Origin of the sequence: Thalassococcus sp. S3 (assembly GCF_004216475.1) — a bacterium.
In the GTDB taxonomy this organism is placed as follows: domain Bacteria; phylum Pseudomonadota; class Alphaproteobacteria; order Rhodobacterales; family Rhodobacteraceae.
Genome location: NZ_CP022305.1, coordinates 22670 through 39003 on the forward strand (window position 1 = coordinate 22670; position 16334 = coordinate 39003).

The following is a 16334-nucleotide window of genomic DNA, read 5'->3' on the forward strand; positions in this document are numbered from 1 at the left end:
GAAAAAAGCCCCTCCCGGATGGAAGGGGCTTTTTCGATTGTCTGAACGACTGTCTTAGAAGACGTCGATGTCGTTGAGGAACACGCCCGAGTTGCTGATGCCCGCAACGGTCATGACATCGCCCCCGAAGGTGAAGAAGGAGTCGGTGCCATCGGTCGACCAGTGATCGGCGATCACCTGTGCCGCGGTCTTGGCGCCGCCACCCCAGAGGGTGTTGTTGAAGGACAGCGTGTCGACATTGTCGGCAAAGTCGTCCACGAGCGCCCGGAAGTCGCCCGAGTTGAACACGAACGTGTCCGCCCCGCCGCCGCCTTCCATCGTATCGTTGCCCATGCCGCCATCCAGCGTGTCGTTGCCGCCGCCGCCACGGACAAGGTCCTGGCCGCCGCCACCGTTCAGCGTATCGTTGCCCTGACCGCCGCCCAGCGTGTCTGCGCCGCTGCCGCCGAAGATCAGGTCATTGCCGCTGCCGGTGCCGCCGCTGATATTGTCCGCGCCGTTGCCGCCGCTCAGCGTGTCGTTGCCACCGCCACCGTCCAGGGTGTCGTTGCTGGCCCCGCCGGAGATGCTGTCCTCTCCGCTGCCGCCGACAAGCAGGTCGCGACCGTCACCGCCGGCCAGCGTGTCGTTGCCTTCGCCACCGCGCAGGGTGTCGGCACCGGCACCGTTGCCGCCCGCCAGATCGTCGTCGCCGGTACCACCCACGAGGGAGTCGTTACCGCTGCCGCCGTCCATCTGGTCCTGGCCACTGCCACCATCCATGGTGTCGTCGCCCAGGCCGCCGTTCATGGTGTCGCCACCGCCGCCGCCGGACATGCTGTCATCGCCGCCGCCGCCGTTCATGACGTCGCCAAAGCCGTCGGATCCGCCATCCATGGTGTCGTTACCCAGACCGCCCTGCAGAACGTCCCGGTCATCGCCACCGCGCAGGATGTCGTTTCCGTCATTGCCTGTCAGCGTGTCACGGCCGGTGCCGCCATCCAGCGTGTCGTCGCCATTGGCGCCCACGATGGAATCGTTACCGGCTTCACCTTCGATGCTGTCGGCAGCGCTCGACGACGGCGTGGCATCATCACCGTAGATGATGTCAGAGCCACCGCCGCCCAGGATCGTGTCGCTGCCGCTGTTGCCGTTGATGGTGTCAGAGCCATTGGCCGCCACGATGCTGTCGCTGCCCGACCCGCCATTGATGCTGTCGCCCACACCCGAGGCCGGGGTGGAATCGTCACCAAAGATCGTATCGTTGCCCGACCCGCCCAGAAGCGTCTGGCCGTTCAGACCGCCGATCAGCAGGTCGTTTCCGTTGCCGCCAAAGGCGTAGTCACCGGAATTCCCGCCAGCGACGAGCGTGTCGTTGCCGTCCCCGCCGCGCAGGCTGTCGATACCCGATCCGCCGACCAGGCTGTCATCGCCATCGCCGCCTTCAAGCGTGTCGTTGCCGGCCCCGCCGAGCAGGGTGTCGTTGCCGCCGCCACCATCGATATCGTCATTGCCATCGCCACCATCGACGTTGTCATTGCCAAGATTGGCCACGATCGTGTCGTTGTCGCTGTTGCCGTTGATGGTATCGGAGCCGTTGGCGCCCACGATGCTGTCATCGCCCGACCCGCCATTGATGCTGTCGCCCACACCCGAGGCCGGGGTGGAATCGTCACCAAAGATCGTATCGTTGCCCGACCCGCCCAGCAGCGTCTGGCTGTTCAGACCGCCGGAAATCAGGTCGTTGCCATCTCCGCCGGAGGCATAGTCCCCCGTGCTTCCGCCGCTTTCCAGCGTGTCGTTGCCGGCCCCGCCGATCAGGCTGTCGACACCCGATCCGCCGACCAGGCTGTCATCGCCATCGCCGCCATTCAGCGTGTCGTTGCCACTGTCGCCCTGCAGGCTGTCATTGCCGTTCTCACCCAGGATAAAGTCGGACCCGGAGCCACCGATCAGCGTATCATCGCCGCCGCCGCCCTTGATCGTATCCTGACCGCCCAGACCGTTGATAACGTTGGACGCCGTCGCCGCGGTTGAGATCAGACTGTTGCTCAGGCTGTTGCCGGTGATCCCGGCGCCATTGTCGACGATGACATTTTCGAGGTTCAGAAGCTGATCGCGATTGCTGCCGCCAAACAGGATACGCTCGGCATCGAGGTTCACGACCCAGGCGCTGTCGATAGAGGTATTGTCCCAACGGAACGTATCGGTATCGGTGCCGCCATCAAAGATCGGGGACACGCCAGAACTGGTGCCCGACCCCTTGATCAGAAGGTCGTTGCCAGCATCGCCGCGCAGCGTATCGCTTTCGTTGGCTGTGCCGGCATCAAGCGTGTCGTTGCCGTCGCCGCCGCTGATGGAATCGTCCCCGGTGCCGCCGACAAGGCTGTCATTGCCGTCGCCGCCGATGATCGTATCGGCCAAGCCGCCGCCGTTCAGCGTGTCGTTGCCGCCGGCCCCTTTGAGAAGATCCTCGCCGGAATTGCCGTTCAGGATATTGTTTGCATCGTTGCCGAAGATCGTGTCGTTGCCGCCGCCGGTATTGGCGTTTTCGATCACGGTGCCCACCGCCAGCGTCATGTTCCCGATCAGGCCACCGACATTCGAGATCGACCCTGTGGTGCTCGACGCGGAGGCCACGGTGAGGTTGATCAACTGATCGTCGTTATAGTTCGAGAAGTCGATCGTATCGATGCCGCCGCCGTCAACGATCGAGAAGGCGTTGGTATCGGCAAAGCCGGCCAGACCGGCATAGGCCTCGGACACGGCATTGGTGATATTGGTGCCCACGCCATAGATCGTGTTGCCGGAAAAGGCATTGTTGACGCCGAAATCGTTCGAGCCGTAATCCTGGCTGCCATACAGTCCTTCCAGCGCGAGCCAGTCCACCGCCATCGGGCTGACCAGCTGTGCATAGCTGGCAGTGATGTCGGTGTTCTGCGTCTGGCTCCAGTATGACATCATGGTCTGCTGCCAGCTGTCATTGGTCCATTGCGCGTCATTGCCATAGGTCGGCGAGCCGGACCCGGCATTGTAAAGACCCTGGTGTCCCAGACCCAGCGCGTGGCCGATCTCGTGCAGGGCGGTCTGGAAGGTATAGCCGTTGGTGCCCCCGATATTCGAGCTGCCGCCCGACCAGTTCGAGGCGATGTTGATCACCGCGTGGTCGATCGGACCGCCGGTGGCGGACCCGAAATATTCAGGCGCCTCGAAGGCCCGGCCGGATACGTTGTCGATGAAGAAGAAATCGACAAAGCCCGAGGTCGAGGTCGTCTCGACGAAGTTGATGCCCAGCACCTCTTCGTAGACGTCGAAGGCGGCCCGGACGATATCGGCCCGTGCGGCCGAGATACCGTTGGTGTCGGTATAGGTTCCGAAATAGGTGTCAACGCCGCTGGAGGTGGTTCCGCTCACATTATAATAGAGCACACCGGAATTGGCGCCCGTTCCGCTGTTGGAGACGTTGAAATACTGACGCGACAGGCCCCCGAAATCGGCCCAGAAGCCATCGGTCAGATAATCGGCGAGCGTCTGCAGGGTGCCGTCAACCGTCGGTGCGCTGGTGGTGGTGCCGCCGGTGCCCGCCTCGGACGAGCTGCTGGCACAGAAGTGACAGGCGCAGCCCGCGAATTCCTCGCCGGACGAGTAGGAGACCGTCTCGACCGCGCCGCCCATTTCGGCACCGCCGGCCTGGCTGGCAAAGTCGAGCGTGACCGGCGCCTGGCTGACGGTGGCCGGTGCGATCTGCATACCGGTCGGCGCCTCGGGCATACCGCCGATCAGGGTGCTGCCCCAATCACCGCCTTCGTCCGTCTCTTCCGGCCCTGCGTCAGGGCTGGCCAGGGCAAAAAGCGGCGTTCCAACATCGGAACCCTGCTGGATTTCCGCGCTGGGAGCTTCTGATTTGGGTGCGTCGTCGGATGTTTCACTGACTGGGTCAACGACAGAAAAATCCACTGTCAGCCCAGGGTTAAAAGCCTTAGTCATCAAGCAATTTCCTTATATAAACAGGCACTTATAACCTAAAGTGTCTTCACTACTAAATGTTGTCGGTCAGGCGCAAAGCTCACAAAAAAATGATTGCCAGACCGACAACCCCCACAATCACGATAGCAGAGCTTCTCCGACGATGGCAATATTCTTGCGATATTCCGCCCGCATTCTTTTCTCAACAAAACAAAGTTCCCCGTGAGATGACATCATCCGATACCCCCTCCCAAGCGCAAAACCCGCGCTTCCGCGCCATCCGCTACGCCACGCCCGAAGCCGCGCTGGCGCAATCGGTGATGCTGACGCTCAAAGCGCCGGCTTTCGCCAATCTCCGCTTCGGTCACTGGGCCCGGATTCTGGTGGGGCAGGTCAATCGGGGGCAGTACCTGATCCTGCTTGAAAACGATCGGCCCGTGGGCTTCGGCGGCTGGTTTCTGGCCCGCGAGCGCGATGCCGAAGCCTGGCTGACAGAGGATCGCGATATCCCCGTGGCCCCTCCGGAAGAGGCCGATTGCGCCATCGTGAACGCGTTTCTTGCCCCATCCCGCGAGGCCACCCAGGCCCTGCGCGACGCGATGCTGGCCGAGGGCCGGCCCTATGGCACGATCTACGGCAAGCGGGTGCTGGCGGATGGCCGCAAGCGGCTTGTCCGGCTGGCCAATTCGCGGCGCGCCCGCTGATCCGGCGGGCGGGCGGAAAAGTCCGGAATACCGCCATGGTCCGAAATCGGCATCTTCGTTTAGACAGAACGGTGTCTATGCTCTAATGGAGGGGCGGGCGGTGCATGTGCGCCATCGGCCCGAAATCTCTTTTCTCCGTCGGCGCCGACCGGCGGGTTTTGACTGTGTGCAGGGTTTTACGCGTATCCATGGACATCACTGAAACCGCTTTGCCTGGGGTCTTTGTGCTGACGCCCCGGCGTTTTGGCGACGCCCGCGGGTTTTTTGCCGAGACCTATAATCGCCGCACCCTGACCGGCCTGGGAATCACGACGGAGTTCGTGCAGGACAATCATTCGCTGTCCGCCGAGGCCGGCACCATCCGCGGGCTGCATTTTCAGGCCCCGCCCGCCGCCCAGGCCAAGCTGGTACGCTGCGGGCGCGGGGCGCTTTGGGACGTGGCCGTCGATATCCGGCGCGGCAGCCCGGCCTATGGCCGCTGGATCGGGGTCGAGCTGAGCGCCGAGAACGGGCGCCAGCTTCTCGTCCCGGCCGGCTGCGCGCATGGGTTCGTCACCCGCGCGCCTGAGACGGAGATCGTCTATAAATGCTCTGACTATTACGCGCCCGACACCGAAGGCGCCATCGTCTGGAACGATCCCGATCTGGGGATCGACTGGGAGCTGGGAGACCGGGCGCCCATCCTGTCGGAGAAAGACGCAGCCGCCCCGCGCCTGGCCACCTTCGACACGCCGTTCACATGGGCCGCGCCATGAAGCTGCTGGTGACCGGAGGGGCGGGGTTCATCGGATCGGCCGTGGTCCGCCAGGCCATTGCCGCGGGCCATGACGTGATCAACCTCGATGCGCTGACCTATGCGGCCTGTCTGGAAAACGTGGCCGGCGTGGCGGATCATCCGCGATATCATTTCGAAAGGGCCGATATCCGGGACCGGGCCGCTCTGGACCGGATCCTGGCGCAGCACCGGCCCGATGCGGTGATGCATCTGGCGGCGGAATCCCATGTGGACCGCTCCATAGACGGGCCCGGCACCTTCATCGAAACCAACGTGCTGGGCACCTTCCATCTGCTCGAAGCCGCGCGGGCCTATTGGACGGGGCAGGGCCGGCCCGGGGCGTTCCGCTTCCATCACATCTCCACCGACGAGGTCTTCGGCTCCCTGGGCCCCGATCCCAAGACGGACGGGCAATTCACCGAGAGCACGCCATATGATCCACGCTCTCCCTATTCGGCATCGAAGGCCGGGTCGGATCATCTGGTGCGGGCCTGGCACGAAACCTACGGCCTGCCCGTCGTGCTGACCAATTGCTCGAACAATTACGGCCCCTATCACTTTCCTGAAAAGCTGATCCCCGTGGTGATCCTGAATGCGATTTCCGGTCAGCCGATCCCGGTCTATGGCGTGGGAGAGAATGTGCGCGACTGGCTTTATGTCGAAGATCACGCCGACGCGCTGCTGACCGTGATCGGCCGGGGGCAGGTGGGGCGCAGCTACAATATCGGCGGTGAAAACGAGGTGCGCAATATCGACCTGGTGCGGATGATCTGCGCGATCCTCGACCGGGTGCGCCCGCAAGACCGGCCCTATGCCGACCAGATCGCATTCGTCACCGACCGCCCCGGCCACGATCTGCGATACGCGATTGAGCCCACCCGCATCCGGGAGGAGCTGGGCTGGCGGCCTTCGGTCACCCTGCAGGACGGGCTTGAGCGGACCGTGACCTGGTATCTGGCCAACGAGGATTGGTGGCAGCCGCTTCTGAACCGGCAGGGCGTGGGCCAGCGTCTGGGCACGGGCTGAGGGACGGGGATGGCAAACAGATCCTCCGTATCAGAGCCATGAAAGCGCTTGTCTTCGGACAGACCGGGCAGGTGGCCCTGGAACTGGCCCGCCGCTGCCCCGCGGATGTCGAGGCCGTCTTTCTCGACCGGGCCGCCGCCGATCTGAGCGATCCGGCGCAATGCGCGGAGATCGTCGCGACCTGCGAGGCCGATGTCATCCTCAACGCAGCCGCCTATACCGCCGTGGACCGGGCCGAGGAGGAAGAGGCGCAGGCCCTCTGCGTCAACGGCACCAGCCCCACCGCGATGGCCGAGGCGGCGGCAAGGCGCGGTCTTCCGCTTTTGCATGTCTCGACCGATTATGTCTTCGATGGCAGCGGCACCATGCCCTGGCACCCCGATCAGCCCCTCTCCCCGCTCAACGCCTATGGGCGGTCCAAAGCAGCGGGGGAGGCCGGGCTGCGCCGGGCCGGCGGACGGGCCGCGATCCTGCGCACCTCCTGGGTGTTTTCCGCCTATGGGGCGAATTTCGTGAAAACCATGCTGCGCCTGGCCAAAACACGCGATGTGCTGTCGGTCGTCGACGACCAGATCGGCGGGCCGACCGCCGCCGGCGACATCGCCGATACCTTGTGGCGCATGGCCGCCGGATATGTCGCAAACCCGGACAGGCCCGGCGGGATCTACCATTTCTCCGGCGCCCCGGATGTCAGCTGGGCCGCCTTCGCGCGGGAGATCTTTGCCCAGGTCGGGTGCGAAACCGTGGTACAAGGGATCCCCGGCGCCGATTATCCCACCGCCGCGGCCCGGCCCGGCAATTCCCGGCTGGACTGCACCGGCCTGGCGGCGGATTTCGGCATCGCGCGGCCCGATTGGCGCCGTAGCCTGACACATGTTCTGAACGATTTACGGGGAGGCATGACATGACCCAGCGCAAGGGCATCATCCTGGCCGGAGGCTCCGGCACCCGGCTTTATCCGATCACCCGCGGCCTGTCGAAACAGCTTTTGCCGATCTACGACAAGCCGATGATCTATTACCCGCTCAGCGTGCTGATGCTGGCCCGGATCCGCGACATCGCGATCATCACCACACCCGAAGACCAGGATCAGTTCCGCCGTCTTCTGGGCGATGGCAGCCAATGGGGCCTGTCTTTTGAGTATATCACCCAGGCCTCGCCGGATGGCCTGGCCCAGGCCTATCTGCTGGCGGAGGCATTTCTGGACGGGGCGCCCTCGGCCATGGTTCTGGGGGACAACATCTTCTTCGGTCATGGCCTGCCCCTGCTTCTGGACGCCGCCGACAAACAGCCCCGGGGCGGAACCGTCTTTGGCTATCAGGTGCGCGATCCCGAACGCTATGGCGTTCTGGGCTTTGATGCGGCGGGACAGGTCCGGTCGATCATCGAAAAACCCCAGACGCCCGCATCGAATTACGCCGTCACCGGGCTTTACTTCCTCGATGGCAGCGCCCCCGAACGCGCGCGGGCCGTGGCACCCTCGGACCGGGGCGAGCTTGAGATCACATCCCTTCTCGAGATGTATCTCGGTGAGGGTCTTTTGCAGGTGGAACGGATGGGGCGCGGCTATGCCTGGCTCGATACCGGCACCCATGCCAGCCTGCTGGATGCGGGCAATTTCGTGCGCACCCTGCAAGAGCGCCAAGGTCTGCAGACAGGCTGCCCCGAAGAGATCGCCTTTCAGCAGGGCTGGATCGGGGCCGAGGATCTGCGCCGGATCGCCGACGGGCTGCGCGACGGGGAGTACCGCAACTACCTGCAGCGATTGCTGCAGGCCTGAAGGTTCAATCAGCAGCCGCGTGAGGAAAAGGCGAGGCCCAGAGCCGAATACCGCTCATGCGTGTCGCGGTCGGGGAAGGGCAGCCGGTTGACCGATCCCGGCGGCAACGGCCGGCCCGTGTCGGGAAAGGCCGCCTCGTCCTGTGGCGTGATCAAGGCTTCCAGCTGGCGCAGCTCTTCGGCGATTTCCGCACACGTCATATCGGCGATCTCTTTTTTCGGACGCTCCGAACTGGCCATGGTGACGGTCTCCTGGGCGGATTGACTGTTCTGATGGGCTTGCGGGCGGGGCGATATCTCCTGACAGGCGCCGCCCAAAAGCAAACACACCATGCAAAGCGCTGCCGTTTTCATACCCTGACCCTACCGTTCAAACCAAATTGTCTGTCTGTTTAGGTCAGATTGCCCGACCCGCAAAGAGGGCGAAATGATCGACCGCATTTTCGTGTAGAATGAAGATTATGGTAAAAATTGACGATCTCTCTTCGAAAGCTGATGAAAAACCCGGATGCCGAAAGCCGGGAAATCGCGGTTGCATTGGCCAATATTGCATCACCTCCCGCCAGATCGTAAAGCTGCGTCACTTTTCCAGGATGCAGGGTGTTCTCTTTGCTGGTTGCCGCGTCTATAACGAACCGTGTTCGTTTGATTTTAAGGTGGCGTAGATGATCCCCGTCATCTCTTGTTTGTTGATTGCCCAGGTCCGCGTCACCACAGAAATTACCAGGTCCAGACCTTCAACACCCGGGTGACAATGGCCGTCTTTGCTAAGAAAAATAGAACAAAATCAAAGCGTCAGACCGAGGATCTGACGCGTTTCGAGGAACTGGCCAAATTGCAGCAGGTCATCCTTGAACAAAAAGCCGAAATCATGCGCCTGTCGGCCCAGCAGGCCAGTACGGCGACCGATACCGAACTTGAAACGCTGCGCAGCACGCTGGAAGACAGCCGCGCCAAAGTGGCCGCTTTGAAAGAAGCGCAGGACGTGCTCCGCGACGCCGTTATCGAGAAGGAACGCCAGCGCTTTTCGCTGGAAATGGAGGTGCAGACCCTTCTGAGCGAGCGGGAGCGCCGGCAATGGATGCGGATGCATCCGGACGAATCGCGCTCTCCCGAAGAGCTGTTCAAGGAAGTGACCGAGCTGACCGTCCTGCTTCAGGATCAGGAGATCGAACTGAACCGGCGCGACCGCGAGATCGGGCGCCTCAAGCATGACATGTCCGCTCCGGCCAGCCTGGACAGCACGCAGGTCATGCGGCTGATCGAACCGCTGATCCTGGAATACCGCGCCCTGACCAGCCAGCTCATGGCCGAGCGTGACCGGGCTCTGCTCCAGATAAGCGCCGTTGCGGATATTCCCCAAAATCAAGACTGATCCGATTTCATGACCTCTCTGAGTTTAGAACATATACAGGCGCCGCGTTATGCCGCCCTGGCCCGGCCGACGCTGGGTTATGTCTTTCTGATCAGCTGCGGGCTGACCGGAGACCTGGTGCTTCAGCAGCTTCTCAACCGCCTGTCGGGGGTTTGTATCCGTGGCGAGAACGATGGCCTTCTGACACAGCTTGTCGAAGGATGGAGCGCCGAAGCGCAGTCGCGTCAGGCCCGCCTGGCAGCGCTTTTGCCGGATCAGGCCAAGACCCTTGGCCAGGAGCTGCACGCCTCCGATGCGCTGGGGCGCGAATTGGCGGAAAGCTTTGCCGCCAGCGTCCTGGCACCGCCCGAAGGCACGCGGCTCTGCGGATTTCGGGAAATCCGCTATCTGGCCCCGGACCTGGATCTGGAAAGCCATATCGCATTTCTGCAGGCCTTCTTTCCGCAGGCGCGGTTCGTGTTCTGCCTGCGGGATCCGGAAAAGACCGCCCGGACCGGCTGGTGGGCCAACCACCGCCCGGAAGACCTGGTCCCGAAACTGGCCGCCGCGCAGGCCCGCTTTGCCGATTGCGCCCGGCGCCGGCCTGATCGCAGCATCCTGATCGACTATGATGCGTACCGGGCAGAGGCCGCCGCGCTGCGCCCGCTCCACGACCTTCTGGGCCTGCCCTTCGACGCAGCAGAGCTGGGCGCCTGGCTGGCCGACCACGCACCGGAGGATCTCTGATGAACGCCCAGCCGGGATCCGCCCCCCTGCCCGTCCCGCCGGCCGCCACCCGGCCCGGACTGGTTCTGATACATGACGGCATCGATCCGGCCGTCTTGCACAACGCGGCGGCAGAGGCCGGCGATGTGGCCCTGTTACCCCTCAACCGGGCCTTTCTGAAAGCCTTGCAACAGACCTGGTCCGCCCTGTGCGGCGAGGGCGCATTGCAGGGCCACCGTACGGGGATCGGATCAGACGATAACCCCGGCCACCCCTGGTACGGTGTGACCGAGATGGAGCCGGACCACTTCGTCACCGGCTGCAACCGGATCCTGACCCGTCACCTGCTGCCACAGGCGCCGACGGCCTGGCAACTGGGTCTGCTCGATCAGCCCTTCTGGTCGGAGGCGGATGCGATCGGTTTCGCGGATTTCATCCTGTCGATCTGCCCCGATATCCGGCTGGTGGCCGCCATCGCCCCGGTCGAGGAGGCCGCCCAGAGGTTCGCGGCACGGAATGACTGGGATCTGGATGTCGCCAAAACAACCGTTCTCTCGCTTCAGGATCATGCACGCGCCCTTTTCGCCGCGCATCCCGATCATGTGCGGCTTCTCGATCTGGGCAGCGACCAACCGCTTTCCCAGGGGCTCGCGGATATTCTGGGAGAGGCGTCATGACCGAGTTGCGCACGCTCGACATTATCGAAAACACCCTGGGGTTCGATGCGGACTGGTACAGCCACACCTTCCCCGATGCCGCGATCCTGGGCATGGATGCGCGCCGGCATTACGCCGCCTTCGGCTATTTTCTGGGCCGCGGCATTTCGGCCAGTATCGCGGATCTGTCGAACCAGCCGGCGGTGATGACCGCCCTGTCCCGGCGCCCGCGGATCTCTTACTGCACGCCGATCATGAACCGCCCCGACGATATCCGCGGCACGCTGCAGGCCAATCTTGACGCCAACCGCCCCCTTTCGGATCTGGTCGAGTTCATCATCGTCTTCATGGACAACGACACCGAAACCCATGATTGGGTGCGCGCCACCTTCCCGGACGAGATCGCGTCGGGCTATCTGCGCCTGGTGGTGGAGCCGCCGCTTGATGGCTGGCATTTCGGCAAGGCCAAGAACCGGCACCGGAATTATGCGATCGGCAGCCTTTATTCTTCGGTCGATGGCGACAATTTCGTCACGCTGGAGGAAACCCAGCAGCTTCTGGAGCTGATGGACGCCTATCCGGACGGGTTCCTCTTTCACCATTTCACCGGGAATTGGGGCGACGGATCGAGCGGCCGGATTACGGTGCCGATGGAGATCTATCGCCGGATTGGCTATGACGAGAACTTCATGCCGCGCCAGTTCGACGAGATGGATGTGTTGCTGAGCGCCATGATCGCCCATCCCGAAATGCCGCTGATCCGGCTGGAGGGCAAGAACCACGGTTTCGGATCCAAGCGGTCCAAGGAATTCTTCCAGACCGCCAAGGTCCGCAACCCGATTGTCGATATCGGGCCCGTCGAACGGCAATTGCCGCTCAATCCCAAGACCGAAGGCTATGTCCAGGACGATCATTCGATGGAGGCGATGACCGCTTTCAACCAGGGCGTGAGCTTTCTCAAGAACGCCCGCAACGCCAAGCAGCGCAACCAGTATCTGCGCCTGGCGATCGAAGGACGGCACAAGGTGGTCGATACCGTGCCGCGGGAAAAGATCCTCGGCACACTCTTTCACAGCACCGGCTATCCCGATCCGGCCAGCCTGGAGATCGGGCCCGACGATGTCTGCGTCTTCAGCTGCATGAAGAATGACGAAAACTTCCTGGTGCCCTTCTACGAACATTACAAGGCACTTGGCATAAAGCATTTCTTCATCGTCGATGACGGGTCCGACATTCCGATCTCCGAAAGCCTGCCGCACCCGGACGTGCATGTGCTGCGCCCCAAGGTGGGCTCGTTCCTCACCGCCAAGGGCATGTGGATGGAAGGCATGATGAAGGGGTATCTGCAGGAAGGCCAATGGGCCCTGACGCTGGATGCCGACGAATTCATGGATCTGCCGGCCGGATATGACAGCTTCCCGGATCTGACCCGGGTCCTGCGCGCCCGGGGTCAGGAGACGATGCCGGCCCTTCTGATCGATCTGGTGCCCGACCCGAATGTAAGCCCCGAAGCGCTGGAGCGCGTGGAAACAGACTTTCTCGATGTCTTTTCGCATCATGTCTGGATCGACACGCCCATCGACGACACCTATCGGGACTTCGATCCGATCCGCTGGGGATTTGGGCCGTTCGCGCAGATTTCATGGCAGCTCGACACCCGCTATCATGCGTTCCAGACCCTCGACAGCCTGCGCAAGATCCCCCTGATCCAGTGGCGGACCGGACGGCATATCAACCAGGGGTTCCACACGCTGCATTACAGCGACGACACGCCCAATCCCGGCTCGGAGATCTGGGAGACGGACATGGTCCTGCCGATCCGGCATTTCAAACTGCTCAAACTCTTCTCGACCACGGCCCGGGCGCGCATGGCCGCCCAGGTGGCCGCGGCCGACACATCGGCCTATCACGCGCGCACAACCGCCAATATCGCCAAGATTTTCGGGGGTGGCGAAGAACAGATGCAGCGGGTACTTGCCTTGTCCAGCCGGCCTCTGACCGATGATTTGCTCACCAACCTTGACCCACGAACCTTCAAATGATCCACTTTCTCAAATTTCAAAGCCCGGCAGGGAGTCAACAATGACACAAACCCAAAGCACGCCGGTGCCTTTCATCATCTGGACGATGCAACGCACCGGCGGCACAAATCTCAGTCGCAACCTGCTCGAGATGTCACCGTTTCGTGCGGAACAGGAACCGTTCAACCGTCCGCGTGTCTATGGCCATATCATGCAGGCCTGGGAAAAGGACCGCTTCGGCGACGAAGACACCAAAAAGGCCGCCGTGGCCAATGTCGAAAAAGCCGTTCATGACATTCTGGCCAAGAACGAGAACATCAAGCATTGCGTGGAAATGGTGCCCTGGCGCATCAGCTCCAGCCTGGCCAAGGCCTCGGTCGATCAGGATTACAAGAGCCTGTTTCTGATCCGCGAAAACTCGCTGCAGCGGCTGCTGTCGATGGAATATGCCCGCCGCACGAAAGTGTGGGGGCCCAGCCATGAAAAACCCGACGAGGCCACGGATCCGGCTTTCGATGCACCGCTCGACATTGATGCCTTGCTGGAACACGAGACGATGGGGATCACCCGGCTCAACGATTTCTGGAAATCGCTGAAGGCACAGGGTGCCAAACCGCATGTGATTTCGTTCGAGCAGGTCTATGAAGCCGATTTCGAAACCGCCTGCGCGGCGGTATCGGCAACGACGACCTATCTGGGCTTTGACTGCGGCGACGACCAGATTTCCGAGATGACCAGCAAGATGCGCGATGTGGGCAACCAGAATACCCGCAACCGCTATGACCGGTTCGACGGGATCGACGATTTGCGCCGCGCGCTCGAGAAATTGCCCGATTATGTCTTTTTCAAAAGTGACCGCACCGCCATGCTGGAAGGCACCGCATCATGACGCTGCACCTGCATGCGGGGTTTCCCAAGACAGCCACGACAAGCATTCAAAGGCTTTTTGAAAAACACAACGCCGCCCTGCGCGCGCAGGGCCTGTGCTATCCCCTGATCGATGGCGATTTCAAACAGCGCTATCTGAAGGAATTCGATCACAGCCAGTTTCAGACCGCCGACAAGCAGGCCGCGCTGGACAAGAAGATGGCCGATCTGACCCACGCCATCGAGGCAGCCGGATGCGACGATGCAGTCTTGTCCTGCGAAGAGCTGATGAGCTTTACCACCGCCCTGCACCGCCGCCCCAATCTGGAGCGGTTGCGGGATGCGCTGCGAGCGATCGATCCCGATATTCATCTGGTGATCTATGTCCGCAACCCGGTCGATTTCTTCCTGTCCATCGCGCAGGAACGGGTAAAACGGTCCGGCCAATTGTTCGATCCGGCCGGTTTCTCGCCGAATTTCGCCGCCAAGATCGCGCTGTTCGAAGAGATCTTCGAGACCCGCGCGACCGTCCGCGAGATGAACCGCGAAAAGCTCGAAGGCGGCGATATCGTGGCCGATTTCCTGAAGGCCTGCGGCCTCGACCGGATCGACATATCCGGATGGGAGCCCGTGAGCGCCAATGAATCGCTGCCCGCTGAGGTTCTGTTCGTACTGGAAATGTCCCGTCAGCCCCTGACCGCAGGGGCGCCGGTGCCCAATGTGCCTCCGAAACAGGCGGAATTTTTCTGGCGGCGGATCCGCGATCTGGCGCAACAGCATCAGATCGGCACCAAGCCCTTGCTCTACCGCAATATCCGCGACCAGGTTCTGGAAAGCTCTGCCCAGGATATCGAGGCGATGCAGACCCGCTATGGCATCACCTTTGCCAGCGGCAAATGCGCCGAGGCCGACGGCCCCGACGAGACGGTCCCGACCCTCAGCAAGGTCGAGCGGCTGATGGCTGTCGACCGGGAAATCGCCATGGGTCTGTGGGCTGCGGCCACGCAGGGACTGGCGCGGCAATTCCTATCTGAACGAGAAAGACGCAAAGCAGCGGCATCCTGATCGTATTCAGACCAGAAGGGCGGCTTTGCAGGGACGTCCAGCCGCGATTTTGATACCATGGTTTTGTTTTTGAAGCCCACTTTTGAAGGAGACTTAAGATGACACTCACACCCACGGTGACCGAAGAAGAAGCAGCCACCAAGGAACGCCGCGACATTGCGCGCCTGATCGCATGGGGCACATGGCTGACCGAATTCAAGATGTCCAATCCGGACGCCACCGAAGCCGAACGCAAGGCCTCCTGGGAAGCGGTCCGCAGCGACCGTATGAAAGGGGGCTTCCGGGCTCTGGAATCTCTCGAGCGCGGCAATTTCAAGGTCGTTCCGGCAGAGTAAGCCTCCGGCACAACAGACCGACCTGGATCCACCCGTTGCGTCGACTGATTTTACACGTCGGAACTCACAAGACCGGCACGACGGGCATCCAGGCATTCTGTGCGTAGAGCCGGGCCGCTCTGCGCGACAGAGGCCTCTATTATCCTGACAGCTCGGAGATCTTCAAAACCGATCCCAGGCTGCAAAGCGCCAACGCCCATTTCAATTTCGCGACGGCCCTGGCCCGGTTCAAACCGCATCACCAAAAAAAGCTCGCCACCTTCCGCGACCATCTGCTCGACACCGTGTCGCCGGATGAAACCATTCTGCTGAGCGCCGAGACCATCTATCGGCTGGAAGCCGAGGACAGCCCCGCCAAAGACGCCCTGACCCGCACCGATCATTATCTCGACCGCTTGGCAGAGTGGGCAGAGCCTTTCGAGACCGAAATTGCGCTGTGCTTGCGGCGGCCCGATACGTTCATGGAATCGCTCTATAAAACGATCAGTACCAGCTGGCCCGAGACCTTTTCCTTCGAGACGTTCCTGGCCTCCTATCCCACCCGCTTCGACTATCGCCGGCGGCTCGATGCATTCCGGGCCCGCTTTCGGGTGACCGTCACCCTGTTCGAGGATCTGCAGCCCGGGGTGATCGAGGGGTTCTTTCGTGCCCATGACCTTCCGGCCCCGACCGGGTTCAGCGCCGCGCCGGTCCGGGTGGGGATCGCCCCCGCTGCCGCCCTCTGGCTGATGCGAGCCAAGACCGAAGCCACGCTTTCCAACCAGGCGCGCCGCCGCCGCTGGCTCTTTACCCTGCAGACCGAAACGCAGCCGCTCTTTCACGCCGCGACCCCCGGAACGCTCTGGTCCGGCCCGGAAGCGCGGGATCGCTTTCTGAACGCAGCCCTGGAAAGCGTGCCGGACCTGCGCTTTCCCCCTGCCGGGCCGCTGCCCCCGCCCGCCCGGTGGAGCGATGCGGACCATGCCGCGGCCGAAGCCCGGTTTGCCCATTGGGAAAACCATCACCAGGACTGGCTCGCCGCCCGCGAAGCCGATCGCATCCCCCCGCATCTGTCATCACAGGCACCGGGGCAGGCCTGATC

General features: G+C 62.4%; 15 protein-coding genes. 13 read left to right on the plus strand and 2 right to left on the minus strand.

Annotation, left to right across the window (positions count from 1 at the left end):
• Positions 1-54 precede the first annotated feature (54 nt).
• Positions 55-3966, minus strand: coding sequence for a M10 family metallopeptidase C-terminal domain-containing protein (locus CFI11_RS23885; RefSeq protein ID WP_130410238.1), 3912 nt, complete (start codon positions 3964-3966; stop codon positions 55-57).
• A gap of 206 nt (positions 3967-4172) precedes the next feature.
• Here CFI11_RS23885 and CFI11_RS23890 point away from each other — a divergent pair, with 206 nt between their 5' ends.
• The 5 genes from CFI11_RS23890 to rfbA all read left to right on the plus strand — a co-directional run bounded on the left by CFI11_RS23890 (position 4173) and on the right by rfbA (position 8230).
• The gene (locus tag CFI11_RS23890) at positions 4173-4649 is read left to right on the plus strand and encodes a hypothetical protein (protein WP_130410239.1); all 477 of its coding nucleotides are present in this window, start codon (positions 4173-4175) and stop codon (positions 4647-4649) included.
• 188 nt (positions 4650-4837) lie between these two features.
• Positions 4838-5404, plus strand: coding sequence for a dTDP-4-dehydrorhamnose 3,5-epimerase (rfbC, locus tag CFI11_RS23895; RefSeq protein WP_130410240.1), 567 nt, complete (start codon positions 4838-4840; stop codon positions 5402-5404).
• On the plus strand, positions 5401-6450 hold the full coding sequence (rfbB, locus tag CFI11_RS23900; protein WP_130410262.1) for a dTDP-glucose 4,6-dehydratase: 1050 nt from the start codon (positions 5401-5403) through the stop codon (positions 6448-6450). Before rfbC ends, rfbB begins: the two co-directional genes overlap by 4 nt.
• Positions 6372-7358: a dTDP-4-dehydrorhamnose reductase gene (rfbD, locus tag CFI11_RS23905; protein ID WP_371687496.1), complete on the plus strand. Its 987-nt coding sequence runs from the start codon at positions 6372-6374 to the stop codon at positions 7356-7358. Before rfbB ends, rfbD begins: the two co-directional genes overlap by 79 nt.
• Positions 7355-8230 (plus strand): glucose-1-phosphate thymidylyltransferase RfbA, encoded by an 876-nt coding sequence (rfbA, locus tag CFI11_RS23910; RefSeq protein ID WP_130410242.1) that lies wholly within the window; start codon positions 7355-7357, stop codon positions 8228-8230. Before rfbD ends, rfbA begins: the two co-directional genes overlap by 4 nt.
• Before the next feature lie 8 nt (positions 8231-8238).
• On the opposite strand, the gene CFI11_RS23915 is transcribed toward rfbA, so the two are convergent.
• The gene (locus CFI11_RS23915) at positions 8239-8583 is read right to left on the minus strand and encodes a hypothetical protein (protein WP_130410243.1); all 345 of its coding nucleotides are present in this window, start codon (positions 8581-8583) and stop codon (positions 8239-8241) included.
• A gap of 400 nt (positions 8584-8983) precedes the next feature.
• Here CFI11_RS23915 and CFI11_RS23920 point away from each other — a divergent pair, with 400 nt between their 5' ends.
• The 8 genes from CFI11_RS23920 to CFI11_RS23955 all read left to right on the plus strand — a co-directional run bounded on the left by CFI11_RS23920 (position 8984) and on the right by CFI11_RS23955 (position 16332).
• Positions 8984-9604: a hypothetical protein gene (locus CFI11_RS23920; RefSeq protein ID WP_130410244.1), complete on the plus strand. Its 621-nt coding sequence runs from the start codon at positions 8984-8986 to the stop codon at positions 9602-9604.
• A 9-nt stretch (positions 9605-9613) separates the two neighbouring features.
• Positions 9614-10330, plus strand: a complete 717-nt coding sequence (locus tag CFI11_RS23925; RefSeq protein ID WP_130410245.1) for a sulfotransferase — start codon at positions 9614-9616, stop codon at positions 10328-10330.
• A complete protein-coding gene (locus tag CFI11_RS23930; RefSeq protein ID WP_130410246.1) occupies positions 10330-10986 on the plus strand; it encodes a hypothetical protein in 657 nt (218 codons plus the stop codon). Before CFI11_RS23925 ends, CFI11_RS23930 begins: the two co-directional genes overlap by 1 nt.
• Positions 10983-13007 carry a glycosyltransferase family 2 protein gene (locus tag CFI11_RS23935; protein ID WP_130410247.1) on the plus strand — a complete coding sequence of 675 codons (2025 nt, stop codon included), beginning with the start codon at positions 10983-10985 and terminating at the stop codon, positions 13005-13007. The genes CFI11_RS23930 and CFI11_RS23935 overlap by 4 nt, the downstream gene beginning before the upstream one ends.
• Positions 13008-13047: 40 nt before the next feature.
• Positions 13048-13875: a hypothetical protein gene (locus tag CFI11_RS23940; protein ID WP_130410248.1), complete on the plus strand. Its 828-nt coding sequence runs from the start codon at positions 13048-13050 to the stop codon at positions 13873-13875.
• The gene (locus tag CFI11_RS23945; protein WP_130410249.1) at positions 13872-14918 is read left to right on the plus strand and encodes a hypothetical protein; all 1047 of its coding nucleotides are present in this window, start codon (positions 13872-13874) and stop codon (positions 14916-14918) included. The genes CFI11_RS23940 and CFI11_RS23945 overlap by 4 nt, the downstream gene beginning before the upstream one ends.
• 98 nt (positions 14919-15016) lie before the next feature.
• A complete protein-coding gene (locus CFI11_RS23950) occupies positions 15017-15253 on the plus strand; it encodes a hypothetical protein (RefSeq protein WP_130410250.1) in 237 nt (78 codons plus the stop codon).
• 284 nt (positions 15254-15537) lie between these two features.
• Entirely contained in the window at positions 15538-16332 is a 795-nt protein-coding gene (locus CFI11_RS23955; protein ID WP_130410251.1) for a hypothetical protein, read from the plus strand.
• Positions 16333-16334: the final 2 nt, after the last annotated feature.